The sequence below is a fragment of the Mycolicibacterium frederiksbergense genome (assembly GCF_012223425.1).
Classification (GTDB): Bacteria; Actinomycetota; Actinomycetes; order Mycobacteriales; family Mycobacteriaceae; genus Mycobacterium; species Mycobacterium frederiksbergense.
In genome coordinates this window covers 4275008-4294901 of the sequence record NZ_CP038799.1, presented here as the reverse complement: position 1 = coordinate 4294901, position 19894 = coordinate 4275008, and the positions used below count along the sequence as shown (strand labels likewise).

The 19894-nt window shown below is 67.9% G+C and carries 17 protein-coding genes; 6 read left to right on the top strand and 11 right to left on the bottom strand.

Annotated features, from left to right (window positions below; genetic code table 11):
- Nucleotides 1-44 precede the first annotated feature (44 nt).
- Genes EXE63_RS23860 through clpS form a run of 3 tightly spaced genes read right to left on the bottom strand, consistent with a single transcriptional unit; the run spans nucleotide 45 to nucleotide 1976 of the window.
- On the bottom strand, nucleotides 45-1076 hold the full coding sequence (locus tag EXE63_RS23860; RefSeq protein ID WP_234904252.1) for a P1 family peptidase: 1032 nt from the start codon (nucleotides 1074-1076) through the stop codon (nucleotides 45-47).
- Nucleotides 1073-1657 carry an oxidative stress transcriptional regulator AosR gene (gene aosR, locus EXE63_RS23855; RefSeq protein WP_168143972.1) on the bottom strand — a complete coding sequence of 195 codons (585 nt, stop codon included), beginning with the start codon at nucleotides 1655-1657 and terminating at the stop codon, nucleotides 1073-1075. Before aosR ends, EXE63_RS23860 begins: the two co-directional genes overlap by 4 nt.
- A gap of 4 nt (nucleotides 1658-1661) precedes the next feature.
- The gene (clpS, locus tag EXE63_RS23850; RefSeq protein WP_057167337.1) at nucleotides 1662-1976 is read right to left on the bottom strand and encodes an ATP-dependent Clp protease adapter ClpS; all 315 of its coding nucleotides are present in this window, start codon (nucleotides 1974-1976) and stop codon (nucleotides 1662-1664) included.
- A gap of 115 nt (nucleotides 1977-2091) precedes the next feature.
- Between clpS and EXE63_RS23845 the strand changes: the two genes are divergently transcribed.
- The 3 genes from EXE63_RS23845 to EXE63_RS23835 all read left to right on the top strand — a co-directional run bounded on the left by EXE63_RS23845 (nucleotide 2092) and on the right by EXE63_RS23835 (nucleotide 6922).
- Nucleotides 2092-3360, top strand: a complete 1269-nt coding sequence (locus EXE63_RS23845; protein WP_234904632.1) for a nicotinate phosphoribosyltransferase — start codon at nucleotides 2092-2094, stop codon at nucleotides 3358-3360.
- On the top strand, nucleotides 3357-5381 hold the full coding sequence (locus EXE63_RS23840) for an ATP-dependent DNA helicase (RefSeq protein WP_168143970.1): 2025 nt from the start codon (nucleotides 3357-3359) through the stop codon (nucleotides 5379-5381). Before EXE63_RS23845 ends, EXE63_RS23840 begins: the two co-directional genes overlap by 4 nt.
- A gap of 80 nt (nucleotides 5382-5461) precedes the next feature.
- Nucleotides 5462-6922: a neutral zinc metallopeptidase gene (locus EXE63_RS23835; protein WP_168143969.1), complete on the top strand. Its 1461-nt coding sequence runs from the start codon at nucleotides 5462-5464 to the stop codon at nucleotides 6920-6922.
- Nucleotides 6923-6958: 36 nt separating this feature from the next.
- Here EXE63_RS23835 and EXE63_RS23830 read toward each other — a convergent pair whose 3' ends face one another.
- The 3 genes from EXE63_RS23830 to glgP all read right to left on the bottom strand — a co-directional run bounded on the left by EXE63_RS23830 (nucleotide 6959) and on the right by glgP (nucleotide 11275).
- Nucleotides 6959-7642, bottom strand: coding sequence for an MspA family porin (locus EXE63_RS23830; protein ID WP_372513083.1), 684 nt, complete (start codon nucleotides 7640-7642; stop codon nucleotides 6959-6961).
- A 196-nt stretch (nucleotides 7643-7838) separates the two neighbouring features.
- A complete protein-coding gene (locus EXE63_RS23825) occupies nucleotides 7839-8690 on the bottom strand; it encodes a Vgb family protein (RefSeq protein WP_168143967.1) in 852 nt (283 codons plus the stop codon).
- Nucleotides 8687-11275 carry an alpha-glucan family phosphorylase gene (gene glgP, locus EXE63_RS23820; RefSeq protein WP_168143966.1) on the bottom strand — a complete coding sequence of 863 codons (2589 nt, stop codon included), beginning with the start codon at nucleotides 11273-11275 and terminating at the stop codon, nucleotides 8687-8689. Before glgP ends, EXE63_RS23825 begins: the two co-directional genes overlap by 4 nt.
- 204 nt (nucleotides 11276-11479) lie before the next feature.
- Here glgP and EXE63_RS23815 point away from each other — a divergent pair, with 204 nt between their 5' ends.
- Together EXE63_RS23815 and glgB are read left to right on the top strand one after the other, a co-directional pair.
- Entirely contained in the window at nucleotides 11480-13549 is a 2070-nt protein-coding gene (locus EXE63_RS23815; RefSeq protein ID WP_168143965.1) for an alpha-1,4-glucan--maltose-1-phosphate maltosyltransferase, read from the top strand.
- A gap of 7 nt (nucleotides 13550-13556) precedes the next feature.
- Nucleotides 13557-15749, top strand: a complete 2193-nt coding sequence (glgB, locus tag EXE63_RS23810; RefSeq protein ID WP_168143964.1) for a 1,4-alpha-glucan branching protein GlgB — start codon at nucleotides 13557-13559, stop codon at nucleotides 15747-15749.
- 77 nt (nucleotides 15750-15826) lie between these two features.
- On the opposite strand, the gene EXE63_RS23805 is transcribed toward glgB, so the two are convergent.
- The 3 genes from EXE63_RS23805 to EXE63_RS23795 form a co-directional block, all read right to left on the bottom strand.
- Nucleotides 15827-16720 (bottom strand): tetratricopeptide repeat protein, encoded by an 894-nt coding sequence (locus tag EXE63_RS23805; RefSeq protein ID WP_168143963.1) that lies wholly within the window; start codon nucleotides 16718-16720, stop codon nucleotides 15827-15829.
- Nucleotides 16717-17085 carry a DUF3817 domain-containing protein gene (locus EXE63_RS23800; RefSeq protein ID WP_168143962.1) on the bottom strand — a complete coding sequence of 123 codons (369 nt, stop codon included), beginning with the start codon at nucleotides 17083-17085 and terminating at the stop codon, nucleotides 16717-16719. Before EXE63_RS23800 ends, EXE63_RS23805 begins: the two co-directional genes overlap by 4 nt.
- Nucleotides 17086-17158: 73 nt before the next feature.
- Entirely contained in the window at nucleotides 17159-18340 is a 1182-nt protein-coding gene (locus EXE63_RS23795) for an acetyl-CoA C-acetyltransferase (RefSeq protein ID WP_168143961.1), read from the bottom strand.
- Between the two features lie 94 nt (nucleotides 18341-18434).
- Here EXE63_RS23795 and mce point away from each other — a divergent pair, with 94 nt between their 5' ends.
- A complete protein-coding gene (gene mce / locus EXE63_RS23790; RefSeq protein WP_168143960.1) occupies nucleotides 18435-18911 on the top strand; it encodes a methylmalonyl-CoA epimerase in 477 nt (158 codons plus the stop codon).
- Here mce and EXE63_RS23785 read toward each other — a convergent pair.
- Together EXE63_RS23785 and nucS are read right to left on the bottom strand one after the other, a co-directional pair.
- On the bottom strand, nucleotides 18908-19198 hold the full coding sequence (locus EXE63_RS23785; protein WP_168143959.1) for an Rv1322 family protein: 291 nt from the start codon (nucleotides 19196-19198) through the stop codon (nucleotides 18908-18910). The two genes, mce and EXE63_RS23785, sit on opposite strands and share 4 nt — an antisense overlap.
- A gap of 16 nt (nucleotides 19199-19214) precedes the next feature.
- Nucleotides 19215-19889: an endonuclease NucS gene (gene nucS / locus EXE63_RS23780; RefSeq protein ID WP_168143958.1), complete on the bottom strand. Its 675-nt coding sequence runs from the start codon at nucleotides 19887-19889 to the stop codon at nucleotides 19215-19217.
- Between the last annotated feature and the right edge of the window lie 5 nt (nucleotides 19890-19894).

Here is a 19894-nt window from a genome sequence, read left to right as displayed (position 1 = left end):
GGATCACCAGCACGTCAGAACTCCGTTTCTCTGTTTCGGCGACATCACGGGAACGCTCCGCGCAACAGGCCACGGTAGGTAGGTATTCCGGCGACCGATTCCGCCGCCAGCACACCGACCAGTACGGCACGTGCCAGACAGTCGGCGGCGGCGGCACCGATCGCGGTGAGCATCGCCGTCTCCGGGGACATCGCGGCCGGAACCTTCTCCGACGGCGGCACCTGCACCGCCCCGGTGGCCAGCGCGAACACGGTGTCACCATCCACCGGTGTGTGCGCCGGACGGATGGTGTGGGCCAATCCGTCCTGAGCCGCGATGGCGACGCGGTGGCACCCGGCCGGGCTGATCGCGGCGTCGGTCGCGACGACGGCGATGGTGGTGTTCAACGGACCGCTCAACGTGTCGAGGCTCGCGAACTCGGCCACCTCCGCGGGCGGTGGAGAGCTCAACCCGAACGCCGCGATGAGATCGGCCATCCAGGGCAGCCCGGTCGCCGGGTCGATGACATTGCCCCCGGAGTTGACGGCGACGACCGCGCCCACCGTCACGCCGATATCGGGCAGGGTCAGCGAGGCGGTTCCGAGCCCGCCCTTGAGCACACCGGCCCGTGCTCCCGCCCCGGCTCCGGCGTTCCCGATGGCGAATGTCCGGCCGGCGGACCGCACGGCCTGGTAGCCGAACTCCGCGTCCGGGCGGCAGCCCCAGCCGCCGACCGGCAGGTCGAAGATGACCGCGCCGGGCACGATCGGCACCACGCCGCCGTCCATCGACACGCCGCGGCCCTGCTCCTCCAGCCAGGTCATCACACCGTCGGCGGCGGCCAGCCCGTAGGCGCTGCCGCCGGTGAGCAGTACCGCATCGACATGACGCACGCTGTTGGACGGATCCAGCAGATCGGTCTCGCGGCTGCCCGGGGCCCCACCCCGGCAGTCGACCGCGCCGACCGTGCCTTCCGGCGCCAGCACCACGGTGCTGCCGCACGCCCACCCGGATCCCAGCGTCGCGTCGTCGTCGATCCGCTGATGGTGACCGACCTTGATGCCGGCGACATCGGTGATGGAACCCCAGTCGGTCACGGACGCGACCCCATCAGGCTGATCACCAGATACTCCTGCAGCACCGTCAGCCATTGGTACACGTCGAGATGGCCGGCCATCGGATGCCCGACGGGCAGCTGGTCGAGGCCCTCGGGGCCGATCTCCAGCATCGCGCCGAGCGCCAGACGCACGTCGTTGACCGAGGACGCCCAGGCCTGCGCGTCATCCTCGGAGAGCTCGAACTTCCCGCCACCCTCGGGCATGGTGTCCAGCAGGCGTTGCGCCGCTTGCCGTTTCGCATCGATGATGGCCGGCTCATGCAGGCTGCGCAGCGCGCTGTTCAAGCTGTCGGCGGCCGCGGAGCCCGCGGGATGGCCGTTGCGGGACCGGAAGAAGTCCGGCAGCAACCGCTTCATCGTCTCGTCCTCGGGCGGCGACGAATGACCGGTGCGGATACCGGTGATCTCGCTGAGTTCGTCAGCCGGAGCGGCGGATTCGCGATCGTCGAGCATCCCGGTCAGCGAGGTCACCAGATTGCGCAACAGCGCGGCCTCGTGCGCGGCCAGCGAAGACCGGAATCGGGGGCCGTCGGCGCCGTCGATCCGCTTCCATTTCCGCACGTGATCAGCGGTCCTGCTGCATGGTGGCCCACAGCCCGGCGGAGTGCAGCTTGGTGACGTCGACCTCCATCGACTCCCGGCTGCCGGCCGAGACGACGGCCTTGCCCTCGGTGTGTACCTGCATCATGAGTTTGGTGGCGTGCGGTTCGGAGTAGCCGAACAGTTTCTGGAATACGTAGGTCACATACGACATCAGATTGACCGGGTCGTCCCACACGACCGTGACCCAGGGACTGTCCGTGGCGGCGTCCTCTCGGCGGTCGACGTCAGCCGCCGTGTCCTCCCGGGTACCCGGCTTGGTCCGCGCTGGGGTAACCATGACGCACAGGATACCGGGGGCCGACTGCGCGCCCGAACCGGAACGGTACCGATACGGTGAGATCGTGAGCCACGGCGTGAGCACAGCACTGCTGACGGACAAATACGAGCTGACGATGCTCGCGGCTGCGCTGCGCGACGGCTCGGCGCACAAGCGGTGCACCTTCGAGGTCTTCGCGCGGCGGTTGCCCGAGGGACGGCGCTACGGGGTGGTGGCGGGCACCGGGCGTTTCGTGGAAGCGCTGGCGCAGTTCACCTTCGATCCGCAGACCCTGGCGGCGGTATCCGATTTCCTGGACGCCGACACGTTGGCGTATCTGTCGGAATTCCGGTTCACCGGCGATGTACACGGCTACCCGGAGGGTGAGCTGTACTTCCCGAACTCGCCGGTGCTCTCGGTGCGTGGCAGCTTTGCCGAGTGCGTCGTCCTGGAGACGCTGGCGCTGTCCATCCTCAATCACGACAGCGCGATCGCCTCGGCCGCGGCCCGGATGGTGTCGGCCGCCGGCGGCCGGCAGCTCATCGAGATGGGTTCGCGGCGTACCCATGAGGAGGCCGCCGTCGCCGCGGCCAGGGCGGCCTGGATCGCCGGATTCCACGGCAGCTCCAACCTGGCCGCCCAGCAGCGCCACGGGGTTCCGGCGCTGGGCACCAGCGCGCATGCCTTCACCCTGCTGCACACCACCGCCGATGGAACGGATGAACGCTCCGCGTTCCAGGCCCAGGTCGATGCCCTCGGCGTCGGCACCACCCTGCTGGTGGACACCTATGACATCACCGACGGCGTCGCCAACGCGATCGCGGTCGCCGGCCCCGAACTGGGCGCGGTGCGCATCGACTCCGGTGAACTCGCCGTACTGGTCCGCCAGGTGCGCGATCAGTTGGACGGTCTCGGAGCCACCGGCACCAAGATCGTGGTCTCCAGCGACCTCGACGAGTTCGCCATCGCCGCGCTGCGGGCCGAGCCCGTCGACAGCTACGGCGTCGGTACCTCGTTGGTCACCGGATCGGGCGCGCCCACGGCCGGCATGGTCTACAAGCTCGTCGAGGTCGACGGCATCACCGTGCAGAAACGCAGTGCGCACAAGGCGTCGGCGGGTGGCACCAAGGAGGCGCTGCGGGTTGCCAAACCCTCCGGGACGATCGTGGAAGAGGTCGTCTATCCGGCCGGTCATCCGCCGCCGACCGAAGTCGGGTTCGAGTCGCGGCCGTTGTCGGTCGAACTGGTCCGGGGCGGGCACCCCGTGCACGAACACAACCTGGAGCAGGCCCGCGCTCGGGCGGCGGCCGGGCTCGGCAGTCTGCCCTGGGACGGCCTGAAGCTGTCCAAGGGCGAACCGGCCATCCCGACCCGCGTCGTGGCACCGGACAAACCGACCTCGTGACAAGTAGTCCTTCTTCCCGTCGCTCCGCTCGACCCAACCCGACAACCGAGTTGCTCGCCTCGGCGGTCGCGGCGCTCGGCGGGGCGCAGCGACCCGGGCAGGTCGAGATGGCCGAGGCCGTCACCGAAGCCTTCGAAACGGGCCGGCATCTGGCCGTGCAGGCGGGCACCGGCACGGGTAAGTCGCTGGCCTATCTGGTGCCGTCCATCGCGCGGGCGGTCGCAGCCAACGAACCCGTCGTGGTGTCCACCGCCACCATCGCCCTGCAGCGTCAGCTGGTGGACCGGGATTTGCCCCGCCTCGCCGATGCACTGGCCGGTCAGCTCCCCCGGCGTCCCACCTTCGCGCTGCTGAAGGGCCGGGGGAATTACCTGTGCCTGAACAAGATCCACAATGGCAGTGCCGCGGATTCGGCGGAGGACCGCCCGCAGGAGGAACTGTTCGACGCGGTGGCCGCAACCGCGCTGGGACGCGATGTGAAGCGCCTGACGAGCTGGTCCTCGGAGACCGAGACCGGTGACCGCGACGACCTGGTCCCCGGGGTGCCCGACCGGTCCTGGAGCCAGGTCAGCGTGTCGGCACGGGAGTGCATCGGGGTGTCACGCTGCCCGTTCAGCACCGACTGTTTCTCGGAGAAGGCCCGCGCCAAGGCGGGCAACTCCGATGTGGTGGTCACCAATCACGCGCTGCTGGCCATCGACGCCATCGCTGATGCCTCGGTGCTGCCCGAACACGACCTGCTGGTGGTCGACGAGGCGCACGAACTGGTCGACCGGGTCACCAGCGTGGCCACCGGGGAACTCTCTGCCACCGTGCTCGGCGCAGCGCAGCGGCGCATCGGCAGGCTGGTTGCCGACGAACTCTCCGACCGTCTGGAGGCCGCCGGGGCCAATCTGGCCTCGGCCATCTATGACGCCGAACCGGGGCGCATCGACCGTCTCGATGACGAGCTGGCCACCTACCTGACCGCGCTGCGCGATGCGGCGTTCACCATCCGGTCCGCGATCGACACCACCCCCACCGATCCGCAGGCGGCCGCCGCGCGCACCGAGGCCGTCACCGCGGTGACCGAGATCGGTGACATCGCGGCACGGATCCTGGATTCGTTCGGCCCGGCGATCCCCGATCGCGTCGACGTGGTGTGGCTCGACCACGAGGAGAACCATCGGGGCGGCGGAGGAAAGCGGGCCATCCTGCGCGTGGCGCCCCTGTCGGTGTCAGGGTTGTTGCGCACCAGGTTGTTTGAGCATTCCACCGCGGTACTGACCTCGGCGACACTGACCATCGGGGGCAACTTCGACGGGATGGCCGCCGCCTGGGGACTGTCTGGCGGGGAGGGCAAGACCACGTGGCGCGGGCTGGACGTCGGGTCACCGTTCGACCATGCCAAGTCCGGAATCCTGTACGTGGCCAAGCATCTGCCCCCGCCCGGGCGTGACGGCACCGGATCGCCGGCCCAGCTCGACGAGATCGAGGCGCTGATCACCGCCGCGGGCGGGCGCACCCTGGGCCTGTTCTCCTCGATGCGCGCGGCCAAGGCCACCGCCGAGGTGATGGCCGAACGTCTGTCGACGCCGGTGCTGTGCCAGGGCGAGGACACCACCGCCGCCCTGGTGCAACGGTTCGCCGAGGACGAGGAGACCTCGCTGTTCGGCACCCTGTCGCTGTGGCAGGGCGTCGATGTGCCAGGCCGCACCCTCTCACTGGTGCTGATCGACCGGATTCCGTTCCCGCGCCCCGATGATCCGCTGCTGACCGCGCGCCAGCGGGCCATCGCGGCGCGCGGCGGTAACGGATTCATGGCGGTGGCGGCCAGCCACGCCGCGCTGCTGCTGTCCCAGGGTGCGGGACGGCTGCTGCGCCGCGTCGACGATCGCGGGGTCGTCGCGGTGCTGGATTCCCGGATGGCGACGGCGCGCTACGGGGGCTATCTGCGCTCATCGCTGCCGCCCTTCTGGGCGACGACCGATCACGAGCGCGTCCTCGCCGCGCTGGGCCGGCTGACTTCTGAACCCGGATAACCGCCGCCGCCGGCAGTTTGTCTCTATCCTGGCTGCACAAACGCGGCAGCCCGTCCGCGCACCGAAAGGCGGGGCACGATATGAGGCACGCGGGGCGAGCGAAGCGACGGGGAAATTCTCCTCGTTTGGCGGGTGCGGCGCTGGCCGCCGGCATTGCGCTCGTCCTCAGCGGGTGCGGACAGGAACTGCAGGGCACCGCGGTGTCGGTGTTCGCCGATCCGTTCCGGGTGGCGGGCATGCCCGCCACCGACGGACCGACCGGCCTGCGCGATGACGCCGCCGAACCCACCCGCGAGGTGACCGATACCGACGGCGGCGAGATCGATCATCTCGCGGTCAGCGCGGTCAGCGATATCGAGGAGTTCTGGGAGACCGCCTACCCGGAGACCTTCGGCGCTGATTTCACCCCGGTGTCCGACGTGATCTCTTGGGATGCAGACGGTTTCGACGGTGTCTTCTGCGACACCGATACCTACAACCTGGTCAACGCGGCGTTCTGCCAGGACGACGAGACGATTGGCTGGGACCGTGGTGTACTGCTACCGTCGCTGCGCGGGGAAAACGGCGATATGGCCGTCACCATGGTGCTGGCCCACGAGTACGGGCACGCGGTGCAGCAACAAGCCGGGATGGTCACCCGATCGACGCCGACGCTGGTGTCCGAGCAGCAGGCCGACTGTCTGGCCGGGGTCTACATGCGGTGGGTCGCCGAAGGGAATTCACCGCGATTCACGCTGTCCACCGGTGACGGACTGAACAATCTGCTGGCCGCGATGATCGCCTTTCGCGATCCCCTGCTCAGCGAAAGTGATGCCGAGGTCGGCGACGATGAACACGGGTCGGCCTTCGAGCGGGTCTCGGCGTTCCAGTTCGGCTTCACCGACGGCGCCGGGTCGTGCGCGACGATGGACCCGGCCGAGATCAAGCAACGCCGCGGTGATCTGCCGGTGTTGTTGCCGGAGAACCAATCCGGGGAGCTGCAGATCACCGAGGACTCGGTGCGTTCCATCGTGGACGCGATGGACATCCTGTTCGAGCCGGCCGAGCCGCCCGAACTCACCTTCGAGCCGCATGACTGTGCAGACGCCGATTCCGATGCGCCGGTGACGTTCTGCCCGGCCACCAACACCATCGCGGTGGATCTGCCCGCACTGGAGGTGCTCGGCGCGCAATCCGATGACGAGGACACCGGACTGGCCACCGGTGACAACACCGCGTATTCGGTGCTGGTATCGCGCTACATGCAGTCGATCCAGCATCAGCGCGGCGTCGAACTGGATACGGCGCAGGCCGCCCTGCGCACCGCGTGCCTGACGGGTGTCGCGACCGCAAAGATGGTCGACGACGTCAGCACCCCGGACGGCAACACCATTGCACTCACCGCGGGCGATGTGGACGAGGCGGTGTCGGGCATCCTGCTCAACGGCCTGGTTGCCAGCGATGTCAACGGCGAATCGGTGCCGTCGGGCTTCTCCCGGATCGACGCGTTCCGGGTCGGTGTGCTCGGCGAGCAGGACCGCTGCTTCAAGCGGTTTCCCTGACGGCGGGCAAGGGCGCAGCGACTCGGGGTGGCTGGATCAGACCACCTTGGTCTCGCCGTAATAGGCCAGTACCGAATCGGATTCGTCCGTCGAGCGGGTCAGGAAGGCATACGAGCGGATGAAGGACTGGCCCACGCATCCGTCGATCTTGACCTGGAAGTTGCTGACCAGCACCCACGGGTTGGATCCCCGGAACTCCTTCTGGGTCACCGGGACCATGTTGATGATGCCCGGTTTCAACCCGATGGCCGCACCACCGGTGACGGGCGTGGTCAGCACCGGGATCAGACCGTCGAGCGCCGGCGAGCCCACGTCGACACCGGCCAGCCCGACCGATGGCGACAGTCCGGCTGTGCCGGTGATCGTGACACCGTTGGACGTGCTCATGTCGACGCCGCAACCGATCTGGTAGCCGACCTCCAGCACCCCCTCCGGGATCTCACCGCCCTCGGGCCCGGTGATGTTCCCGCTGAAGGTGCCCCCGACGATGTAACTGCGTGAGGACAGCGCGGTGGTCAGCGGAGCGGCGACCAGTTGGGTCTCGTTGACCGCCGACAGGGTCAGCCTCCAGCCGTCCGGAGTCTCGGTGCTGGTCGGTGGTGGCGAGGCGACGAGGCCGTGCAGCTGCGGTTGGGGCGACGGCGGCACCGCCACGGCGACGGGTTGCATGACCGGGGTGAGCGGGGGTTCCAGCGCGGGATCGATGGCGGGCGCGAACACCGGGTCGACATCGGGCTCGTTCGGATCGGTGCCCGGGTCGCCCGCTGCGATCGGAGCGCACAGCACGGCAGCCGTAATCACCACGGTGAACAGCGCAAAGGGTCGTGGCACGACAAACCCCGCAATAGGCACCTCGAGGAACTTACATCGCCTATGTAACTCTGCGGCCACGGCAAGGACACGGCCAGTGCGGGACTCAGCCCACCGGCAACCGCCACAGGCAGCCGGCCTCCATGGCCACCCAGAGCGCGCCATCGGCGGCGACGGCCAGGCCGTGCGGCTCACCATTCACGATCAGGTCGATGGTGCTCACCTCCCCGTCGGCCGTGATGCGGGCGACCTGATCGGCGCCCCAGAGGCTGACCCACACCCCACCGGACGGGTCGGCGACCACCGCGTGCGGCTTGCCGGGCAGATCCAGTTCCTGGATGGCCTCGTCGGTCGGGATACGGCCGATCTTGTCGGCGAGGACCTCGGTGAACCAGATGGCGTCGTCGTGGGTGGCTGCGATCCCGACCGGTCCGGACCGCGGCGTCGGCACGTCGCGTACCTGCAAGGACCCCGACGGCTCCAGCCGTCCGACCGCGTTGGCCTCGTTGAGGGTGAACCACAGCGCCCCGTCGGGACCCGCGGTGATCATCGACGGCATTCCACCGGGATGAGCCGCCTCGGTGACCGTGCCGTCGAGATCGAGCCTGCCGATCACCCCGGAATTCATCGCGGTGAACCACAGCGCGGCCCCCGGCCCTGCCGTGATACCGAAAGGTGCGCTGCCGGAGGGCAGTTCGATCTCGCTGAGCACACCGTCGGTGGTGATCCGGCCGATCCGGTCATCCCCGCTGCGAGTGAACCACAGGGCACCGTCCGGTCCGGCGGTGATGATCGAGGGCCTGCTGTCGGGCGCGACGTCGTAGACGGTGACATCGCCCTGCGCGCTGACGCGGGCGATCTGCCCGCTGTGCACCAGGGTCACCCACATTGCGCCGTCGGGCCCCTCGGCGAGCGCGTACGGCCCGCTGGGAAGGTCGACCGTCAGAATGGCACTCACGCCAGCGTGACCAGTGCCAGCTCGTTCTCCCCGGCCAGCAGTCGGTGGTGCGGCAGCACCCGCACCGTGTAGCCGACCGGACCGGCCACCGGCAGCGGCGTCGTCGTCGAGAAGATCTGGTTGCCGCCCACGGTGCCGGTGTGCGTCATCGCCACGGTGACCGGATGCTGCAGGATGTCGGCGCCGTCCACGCGGCCCACGACCGCCTGCACGACGACCTCGTCGGGCGCCAGCCCGGCAAGGTACACCGACGCGGTGAGCGTCAGTTCACTGCCGATCAGCGGGGTGTCGGGTAGACCGTAGCTGTCCACATCGGTGATCTGGATCTTCGGCCATTGCTCTTGTGCTCGTTGGCGATACGCGGCAAGCTGGCGCGCCGCACCGAACGGCACCCCGGTCGCGTCGTTGGCTGGCTCGATGGTGGCGCGCAGCGACTTCGCGGCGGGCGCGTAGTACTTCTCGGTGTAATCCCGGACCATGCGCGAGGCGAGCACCTTCGGTCCGAGTGCCTGCAGCGTGTGGCGCACCATCTCCATCCAGCGGGCCGGCACACCGTGCTCGTTGCGGTCGTAGAAGGTGGTGGTCACCGAGCGTTCGAGAAGTTCATACAACGCGCCGGCCTCGATATCGTCGCGGCGGCTCTCATCGGCAAGCCCGTCGGCGGTGGGGATCTCCCACCCGTTCTCACCGTCGTACCACTCGTCCCACCAGCCGTCGCGGATGGACAGGTTCAGTCCACCGTTCAGCGCGCTCTTCATGCCCGAGGTGCCGCAGGCCTCCAGCGGGCGCAACGGGTTGTTCAGCCAGACATCGCAGCCCCAGTACAGCAGCCGGGCCATCGACATGTCGTAGTCCGGCAGGAAGGCGATCCGGTGCCGCACCTGCGCGCGGTCGGCGAACCGGACGATCTGCTGGATCAGCGCCTTCCCGCCGTCGTCGGCGGGATGGGACTTGCCCGCGACGATCAACTGCACGGGCCGGTCGGCGTCGAGCAGCAGCTTCTCCAACCGCTCCTGATCGCGCAGCATCAATGTCAGCCGCTTGTAGGTGGGTACCCGCCGGGCGAACCCGACGGTCAGCACCTCGGGGTCGAAGGCCGACGCGATCCAGCCCAATTCGGCCTCGGAAGCACCGCGCTCGAGCCAGGAGCGACGCAACCGGGCACGCACGTCCTCGATGAGCAGACCGCGCAGCTCGGAGCGGATCCGCCACAGCCGACCGGCATCGACCTGCTGCAGTTTGTGCCAGGTGTCCGCTTCGCTGAGCGAGCCGAGATCGTCGCTGCCGATCAGCTCGCGGGCCAACTCCACCCAAAGCGGTGCCGCCCACGTCGGTGCGTGCACGCCGTTGGTGATCGAGCCGATCGGGACCTCACCCGGGTCGAAGCCCGGCCACAGCTCGTTGAACATCTCCCGGCTGACCCGGCCGTGCAACAACGACACCCCGTTGGCCCGCTGCGCCAGCCGCAGGCCCATGTGTGCCATGTTGAACTTGGACGGATCGTCCTCGGCGCCGAAGCCGAGCACCCGTTCCAGCGGGACGCCCGACAACAGGCGTTCGCCGCCGAAGTACCGGGTGACCATGTCGACGGGGAACCGGTCGATCCCGGCGGCCACCGGCGTGTGCGTGGTGAACACCGTGGACGACCGGACCACCGTGAGCGCGGTGTCGAAGTCCAGGCCGGCATCGATCAGCTCGCGGATCCGCTCCACCCCCAGGAAACCGGCGTGACCCTCGTTCATGTGGAACACCTCCGGTGCGGGCAGCCCCTCCACCTCGGTGAAGGCCCGGATCGCGCGGACGCCGCCGATACCGGCCAGGATCTCCTGTTTGATCCGATGTTCCTGGTCACCGCCGTAGAGCCGATCGGTGACCCCACGCAGATCATGCGCATTCTCGCCGATATCGGAATCGAGCAGCAGCAAGGGAATTCGGCCCACCTGCGCAACCCAGACGTGCGCGTACAGCTGCGCGCCGTCGGGCATGGCCAATTCGATGAGCACTGGCTTGCCGGTGTCCTCGGTCAACAGCCGCAGCGGTAGCCCCTGCGGGTCCAGTGACGGGTAGGTCTCGTGCTGCCAGCCGTCGGCGGTCAGCGACTGCCGGAAGTACCCCGACCGGTAGTACAGCCCGACCGCGATCAGCGGCAGGCCCAGGTCGGAGGCGGACTTCAGGTGGTCGCCTGCCAGGATGCCCAGGCCACCGGAGTAGTTCGGCAGCACTTCGGCCACACCGAACTCCATGGAGAAGTAGGCGATTCCGTTGGGGAGCTCCACCCCGTCTCTGGCCTGCTGTTGATACCACAGCGGACGACTCAGATAGTCGTCCAGATCCGCGGCGAGCGCGTCGACACGCTGCAGGAAGCCCTCGTCACCGGCGAGTTCGTCGAGACGTGTCGGGCTGACCACGCCCAGCAGCGCCACCGGGTCCGCTCCGACCTGGTCCCACAGTGTCGTGTCGATGGCGGCGAACAGGTCCTGCGTCGGCGTGTGCCATGACCACCGCAGGTTGACCGACAGTGTCTCCAGTGCGGAAAGGCGCTCGGGAAGGTGGGCGCGGACCGTGAATCTGCGGAGGGCTTTCACGCGGCTCCACCTTACTGACCGACCCCGGCGACGGGCCCGGGATGTCGCTTCGGTCACCGGAGTGAGTTCATCTCGCCCGATGAGGTGTCCCTGACACTACGGTGGGTACTCAGAGTCGGTAACGAGCGCGTCGAGGCAGAACCTACAGACCAGACGGACCGCGGTCACCGAAGTCGGGACCGCGCCGAGTGAGGAGATTCGTGCGTGACCGGTCGTATCGGAATCGATGACGTCGCGCCTGCGCTGTCGGGTGGACGATTCCCCGCGAAGGCGGTCGTCGGCGAGGTGGTGCCGGTGCGGGCAACGGTGTGGCGGGAAGGTCACGACGCGGTGTCCGCCACGCTTGTCGTGCGCTACCACGGCACCGCCTACCCCCAGTTGGCCCCCGACCCGCCGGGCTCGGTGCCCGAGCCCGCACCCCCGGTGACGCCACCGCGGATCAAACCGCTGGTGCTTCCCATGGCGCCCGGCCGCACCCCGGATGTGCTGCACGGTCAGTTCACCCCGGACCAGGTCGGCATGTGGACCTTCCGCGTCGACGGCTGGGGTGACCCGATCGCGACGTGGCGCAAGGGTGTCACCGCCAAGCTGGATGCCGGTCAAGGCGAATCCGAACTCAACAACGACCTGCTCGTCGGCGCCCAGCTGCTGGAGCGCGCCGCCACCGGCGTTCCGCGTCAGGAGCGCCGACCGCTGGTGGACGCGGCGGCAGCGCTGCGTGAACCCGGTGATCCGCTCACCCGCGCCGGCGCCGCATTGTCCCCCGCCATCGCCGACCTGCTGCGTCGCTATCCGCTGCGCGAACTGCTCACCCGCGGTGAACAGTTCGGCGTGTGGGTCGATCGACCGCAGGCCCGGTTCTCGGCCTGGTACGAGCTCTTCCCGCGCTCCACCGGCGGCTGGGACAGCGACGGCAAACCGGTCCACGGCACCTTCGCCACCGCCGCCAAGGATCTACCCCGGGTCGCGAGGATGGGCTTCGACGTGGTGTATCTGCCACCGATCCATCCGATCGGCAGGGTGCACCGCAAGGGGCGCAACAACAGCGTGACGGCCGCCGAGGGCGATGTCGGCTCACCGTGGGCGATCGGGAGTACCGAGGGCGGTCATGATGCCATCCACCCCGACCTCGGCACCATCGAGGACTTCGACGATTTCGTCTCGGCCGCAGCCGATCAGGGACTGGCCGTGGCATTGGATCTCGCGCTGCAGTGCGCGCCGGATCACCCGTGGGCGCAGACGCACCCGGAGTGGTTCACCGTACTGCCCGACGGCACCATCGCCTACGCGGAGAACCCCCCGAAGAAATACCAGGACATCTACCCGCTGAACTTCGACAATGACCCGGCCGGACTCTACGCCGAGGTGCTGCGGGTGGTGCGGTTCTGGATCTCGCACGGCGTCAAGATCTTCCGGGTCGACAACCCGCACACCAAGCCACCCAACTTCTGGGCCTGGCTGATCGGCAAGGTCAAGAACGAGGATCCCGACGTGTTGTTCCTCGCCGAGGCCTTCACCCGGCCCGCGCGGTTGTACGGGTTGGCCAAACTCGGCTTCACCCAGTCGTATTCGTACTTCACCTGGCGCACCGCCAAGTGGGAGCTCATCGAGTACGGCGAGCAGATCGCCGAGTACGCCGACTGTGCGCGCCCGAACCTGTTCGTCAACACTCCGGACATCCTGCATGAGAGCCTGCAGCACGGCGGCCCCGGCATGTTCGCCATCCGCGCGGTGCTGGCCTCGACCTTCAGCTCGGCGTGGGGGGTGTACTCCGGTTTCGAGCTGTTCGAGCATCGGGCGGTGCGCGAGGGCAGCGAGGAGTACCTCGATTCGGAGAAGTACGAGCTGCGCCCGCGCGATTTCGAGGCGGCGGTGGCCACCGGTCAGTCCCTGGAGCCGTTCCTGGGTAGGCTCAACGAGATCCGGCGGCTGCACCCGGCGCTGGAACAGTTGCGCACCATCACGTTCCACGCTGTCGACAACGACGCGCTGCTCGCCTACAGCAAGTTCGATCCGGTCACCGGCGACTGCGTGCTGGTGGTGGTCTCGCTGAACCCGTTCGGCCCGGAAGAAGGCACCATCTGGCTGGACATGGCCGCGCTCGGCATGGAGGCCTACGACCGGTACTGGGTGCGCGATGAGATCACCGGCGACGAATACCATTGGGGTCAGGCCAATTACGTGCGCCTGGACCCGGTACGGGCGGTTGCGCACATCCTCAATATGCCGTTGATCCCGTACGAATCTCGACTGAACCTCTTACGGAGGGAGTGAGTACATCGTGACTCAAACCAACACCAACATTCATCTGCGCCCCGGTGCGGACGATCTGCACCGGTTGAGCGCCGGTGAGCACCATGACCCGCATTCGGTTTTGGGCGCCCACGAATACGGCGACCACACGGTGATCCGGGCGTTGCGCCCGCACGCCGAATCGGTGACCGCGCTCGTCGGCGGCGAGCGCTACCCGCTCAATCACCTGGAGGCCGGCCTGTTCGCGGGCGCCGTGCCGTTCACCGAGCTGATCGACTACCGCCTCGAGGTGCAGTATCCGGGCGCGCCGGCCATCACGGTCGCCGACGCCTACCGGTTCCTGCCCACCCTGGGCGAGATCGACCTGCATCTGTTCGCCGAAGGCCGCCACGAACGGCTGTGGGAGACCCTGGGCGCGCACCGTCGCAGCTTCACCACACCCGACGGCGTGGTGGAGGGCTACTCCTTCGCAGTGTGGGCACCGAACGCCAAGGGCGTCAGCCTGATCGGCGAATTCAATCACTGGGACGGCGGCCAGGCGCCGATGCGCGTGCTGGGCTCCACCGGAGTCTGGGAACTGTTCTGGCCCGATTTCCCCGAGGACGGCCTCTACAAGTTCCGGGTCCACGGGATCGACGGTTCGGTCAGCGACCGGGCCGATCCGTTCGCCTTCGCCGCCGAGGTTCCGCCGCGGACGGCCTCGCGGGTCAGCACCAGCGATTACACCTGGAACGACGACGAATGGATGGCCGGGCGCGCCCTGCGCAATCCGGTCTTCGAACCGATGAGCACCTACGAGGTGCACCTGATGTCGTGGCGGCCGGGCCTGACCTATCGCGAACTGGCGGTCGAACTCACCGACTACCTCGTCGAGCACGGCTTCACCCACGTCGAGATGCTGCCGGTGGCCGCCCATCCGTTCGGCGGCTCCTGGGGTTACCAGGTCACCTCGTACTACGCGCCCGCACCGCGGTTGGGCAGTCCCGACGATCTGCGCTATCTGATCGACACGCTGCACCAGGCGGGGATCGGCGTCATCATCGACTGGGTGCCCGCGCACTTCCCCAAGGACGCCTGGGCGTTGGGCCGCTTCGACGGGACCGCCCTCTACGAACACTCCGATCCTCGTCGCGGTGAGCAACTTGACTGGGGCACCTACGTTTTCGACTTCGGGCGCCCCGAGGTCCGCAACTTCCTGGTGGCGAACGCGCTGTACTGGTTGCAGGAGTACCACGTCGACGGCCTGCGCGTCGACGCGGTGGCATCGATGCTCTACCTGGACTATTCGCGGCCGGCCGATGGCTGGACGCCGAACATCCACGGCGGGCGGGAGAACCTGGAGGCGGTTCAGTTCCTGCAGGAGATGAACGCGACGGTGCACAAGGTGACCCCCGGCATCGTCACCATCGCCGAGGAATCGACCTCGTGGCCCGGCGTCACGCGACCGACCAACCTTGGCGGCCTTGGTTTCTCGATGAAGTGGAATATGGGGTGGATGAACGACACCCTGGAGTTCATCAAGCGCGACCCGATTCACCGCAGCTATCACCATCACGAGCTGACCTTTTCGCTGCTCTATGCGTTCAGCGAGAATTTCGTGCTGCCGATCAGTCACGACGAGGTGGTGCACGGCAAGGGCACGCTGTGGGGCCGGATGCCGGGCAACGACCACAACAAGGCGGCGGGCCTACGCGGGTTGCTGGCCTACCAGTGGGCGCACCCGGGTAAGCAGCTGCTGTTCATGGGCCAGGAGTTCGGCCAGCGCGCCGAATGGTCCGAGGAGCGCGGCGTGGACTGGTTTCAGCTGTCCGAACAGAGCTTCTCGACCGGGATCGCCAACCTGGTGACCGATATCAACGCGCTGTACCGCAGCCGCCGGGCGCTGTGGTCCCGCGATACCGTGCCCGACTGCTACTCGTGGATCGACGCCAACGACTCGGCGAACAACGTGCTGAGCTTCCTGCGATTCGGCGACGACGGATCGGCGCTGGCCTGCGTGTTCAACTTCTCCGGCAACGAGCATGCGCACTATCGGCTGGGTCTGCCGCAGGCCGGGACGTGGCGAGAGGTGCTCAATACCGACGCCACGATCTACAACGGGTCCGGTATCGGCAACCTGGGATCGGTGCAGGCGTCGGCCGAGCCCTGGCACGGGCGCCCGGCGTCCGCGGTCATGGCACTCCCGCCGCTGGCCGCGCTCTGGTTCGAGCTGGAGCAGTAACCCGGCGAGCAGACACATATGGCCCCTACTTCCAGCGAAGTAGGGGCCATATGTGTCTGCTCGCGCAGAAAGAGAACTCAGTAGAGCGCGTTCGCCAGCTTGCGGCGGGCCGCGATGACCTCCGGGTCGGCGGCATCGAACAGGTCGAACAATTCGATCAGCCGGGTGCGGGCGGCGGTGCGCTCGTCACCGGCGGTGCGGGTGATCAACCCGATCAACCGGTCGAAGGCGGCTTCGATGTTCTGTTGCAGGATCTCGACGTCGGCGGCGGCGAAGGCGGCCTCGGCGTCGCCGGGAGCCGCATCGGCCAGCGCGAGCGCCTCGACCGGGCGGGTCGTCGCCCGCTGCAGGAACCTGATCTGCCGGACAGCGCCGGTGGCCTCGGCATCGTTGGGCTTGGCCGCCAGGATCGACTCGTAGGCGGTCAGCGCCGCGTCGAAATCACCGTCGTCCAGGTAGGCCCGGGCCTGCTCCAACTCCGGGTCGGCTTGCTCGGGCTGTTCGGGAACGCCGCTGAGCTTGCCGGCCGTCGCGCTGATCAGCGAGTCGATCCACTGACGCAACTGGTCGGGGGGCTGGGGACCCTGGAAGCTGGAGATCGGCTGACCGCCGGCCAGCGCCACCACGGTGGGCACCGCCTGCACGCCGAACATCTGGGCCACCCGCGGGGTCGTGTCGACATTCACCATCGCCAGCGACCACGTGCCGCCATCGGCCTGCGCCAGCGCGCCGAGTGCGTCCCCCAATTGCACGCTCGCGTCACTGCGCGGCGTCCACAGCAGGACGACGACCGGGATCTCACCGGAACGGACCAGCACCTCGGCTTCCAGGTTCGCCTCGGTGACCTGGATTGCACCGGTCACCTCGGCGGGCGCCGCGGCACCGGGTGGCGGTGGTGGTGGCTGCTTGAGTGCGGACAGATCGAATGCACCGGCCAGGGCCGGTCCGACGGAAGGGCGTGGGCGTGTCACGCCACCAAGTTTGGCACGTCCTCACCGCTGTTTGCAGCGACGGTACGTCCACCGATGCGGCCGGTCCGATCTGCCCAGATGACGAAGATCACACTTCCCAGCGGCACGATGCTGCCCAGCAACGCCAGTACCCAGGTCACGACGTTCCACTTCCGGGCGATCCCGACCAGCAGGGCGCCGACCAGGAAGGCCATGAAGATGCCGCCATGGATCGGTCCGAAGATCTTCACACCGATCTCGGTCTGCGGGGAACCGACGTACTTGAAGTACATCCCGACCAGGAGTCCGGCCCAGCTGAGCGCCTCCGCGATCGCGATGATCCGGAACCAGCCCGCCACGCTGCGGACGTCATATTTGTTTGCCATGGCGTCATTGTGCCGCAGCGGGCGGCCAGCTACTACATTGCGTCGTTGCTCAAACTGAGTGCATCCTCAGCGGTCAGGGGCGGCGCAGGATCAGGGCGTCACCCTGCCCGCCCGCACCGCACAGCGCGGCGACGGCGTAGCCCGAGCCTTTCCGCGCCAGCTCCAGCGCCGCATGCAGGGTGATGCGGGCACCCGAGGCGCCGATCGGGTGACCGATGGCGATCGCCCCGCCGTTGACGTTGACCTTCGCCGGGTCGACACCGAGTTCCTTGGTGGACGCCAGGGACACCGCGGCGAACGCCTCGTTGATCTCGATGACGTCGAGCTGATCGGCGGTGATGCCCTCACGCGCGATGGCTTTCTTGATGGCGTTGGCGGGCTGGCTCTGCAGCGTCGAATCCGGACCGGCCACCACACCGTGCGCACCGATCTCGGCCAGCCAGCTCAACCCGAGTTCGGTGGCCTTGGCCTTGCTCATCACGACGACGGCCGCCGCGCCGTCGGAGATCTGGGAGGCCGAACCGGCGGTGATGGTGCCGTCCTTGCGGAAGGCCGGCCGCAGCCCGCCCAGGGACTCCGCAGTCGTGTTGGCGCGGACGCCCTCGTCGGAGTTGAACTCGATCGGGTCACCCTTGCGCTGCGGGATCTGCACCGGCACCACTTCGTCGGCGAAGACACCGTCCTTCCAGGCGGCCGCGGCCTTCTGGTGCGACTGCGCGGCCAGTTCGTCCTGCTCGGCGCGGGTGAACTGATCGACATCGTTGCGCTGCTCGGTCAGCGCGCCCATCGGCTGATCGGTGAACACATCGTGCAGGCCGTCATAGGCCAGGTGATCCACCAGCGTCGTGTCGCCGTACTTGAAGCCCTCACGGCTCTTGGGCAGCAGATGCGGGGCCTGGCTCATGGATTCCTGCCCACCGGCGACCACCACCTCGAACTCCCCGGCGCGGATCAGCTGATCGGCCAGTGCGATGGCGTCGATCCCGGACAGGCACATCTTGTTGATGGTCAGCGACGGCACGTCCCAACCGATCCCGGCGCCGACGGCGGCCTGGCGGGCGGGCATCTGGCCGGCACCGGCGGTCAGCACCTGGCCCATGATCACGTAGTCCACCAGCGACGCCGGGACCTGCGCTTTTTCCAGCGCCGCCTTGATCGCGAGGGCGCCGAGGTCGCTACCCGAAAAGTCCTTCAGCGAGCCCATCAGCTTGCCGACGGGGGTACGTGCTCCCCCAACGATGACCGAGGTCGTCATTTCCATCCTCCAAGAAGTTTGTAAAGCCTTGAGAAGCCAGGGTGTGGCCCATCACACAGGCGCAAAATGTGCCGTATCGGGTTATTTTTACTTTATGACCACCGACCACGTCGATGCCCGCCCGGCGCTCGCCAGCGCGCTGGTGACCGCGATCGATCACGTGGGGATCGCCGTGCCCGATCTGGATGCGGCCATCAAGTGGTACCACGACCACCTCGGCATGATCGTGCTGCACGAGGAGGTCAACGAAGACCAGGGTGTGCGCGAGGCCATGCTCTCGGTGCGCGGCTCAGCCAAGGACAGCGCCCAGATCCAGTTGCTGGCTCCGCTGGACGAGACCTCCACGATCGCCAAATTCATCAGCACCCGCGGGCCGGGCCTGCAGCAGCTGGCCTACCGCACCAGTGACATCGACGCCCTCTCGGAGCGGTTGCGCGCCGACGGTGTGCGGCTGCTCTACGACGCACCGCGCCGCGGTACCGCGGACTCGCGGATCAACTTCATCCATCCCAAGGATGCCGGCGGCGTGCTCATCGAACTCGTCGAACCCAACGCCGACGCCGCTCACTAGGACCAGCGTCTGGTCGGGCCGCGAGTGGCCCGGTTGTTCCAGCAGGACGTGTGCCAGTGCCTGCGGTCCTCGATATCGCCGTACTCCACCGGTAGCACCACCACGTGCGCAACACCGGGTGCGATCTCGTGATCGCAACCGGGGCAGCGGTAGGCCTTGGTCGCCCGTGCCGCCGATACCGTCTTGACCTCGTAGTCGTAGCCGTCCGGGCCGGATTCCACCCGCCGCGCAGACAGCCACTGCGGTACCGGTCTGTCCGCACGACGGTCGGGCCGCCTGCGCCCCATCAGATAGCGCCGCCCACTAGAACAACCGGAACTCGTTGCTGTCCATGCCGCGCATCTTGTCGTAATCGAGTATCACGCAACGAATTCCACGATCGACCGCCAAGGTACGGGCCTGCGGTTTGATTTGCTGGGCTGCGAAGACACCGCTGACCGGCGCCAACACGGTGTCGCGGTTCAGCAGATCCAGGTAGCGGGTCAGCTGTTCGACGCCGTCGATCTCACCGCGGCGCTTGATCTCCACCGCCACCGAGCGGCCGGTCTCGTCGCGGCACATCAGGTCGACGGGACCGATCGCCGTCATGTACTCGCGGCGCACCAGCGTGAATCCGGTACCCAGCAACTCGACATGCTCGGCGAGCAGCTCCTGCAGGTGGGCTTCGACGCCGTCCTTGACCAGTCCCGGGTCGACGCCGAGCTCATGGCTGGAGTCGTGCTCGACATCCTCCACCGTGATGCGCAGTTGTTCACCGGCCTTGTTCTCCACCACCCAGACCGGCGCTGTCCCCTCGGCCAGCTCCTCCGTGGTCCAGCACGGTGGGGTCATCCAGTTCAGCGGCTTGTAGGCGCGATCGTCGGCATGCACACTCACCGATCCATCGGCCTTGAACAGCAGCAGACGACGCGCGGACGGGAGGTGTGCCGTGAGCCGGCCGACGTAGTCGACGGTGCACTGGGCGATGACGAGACGCACTCAAC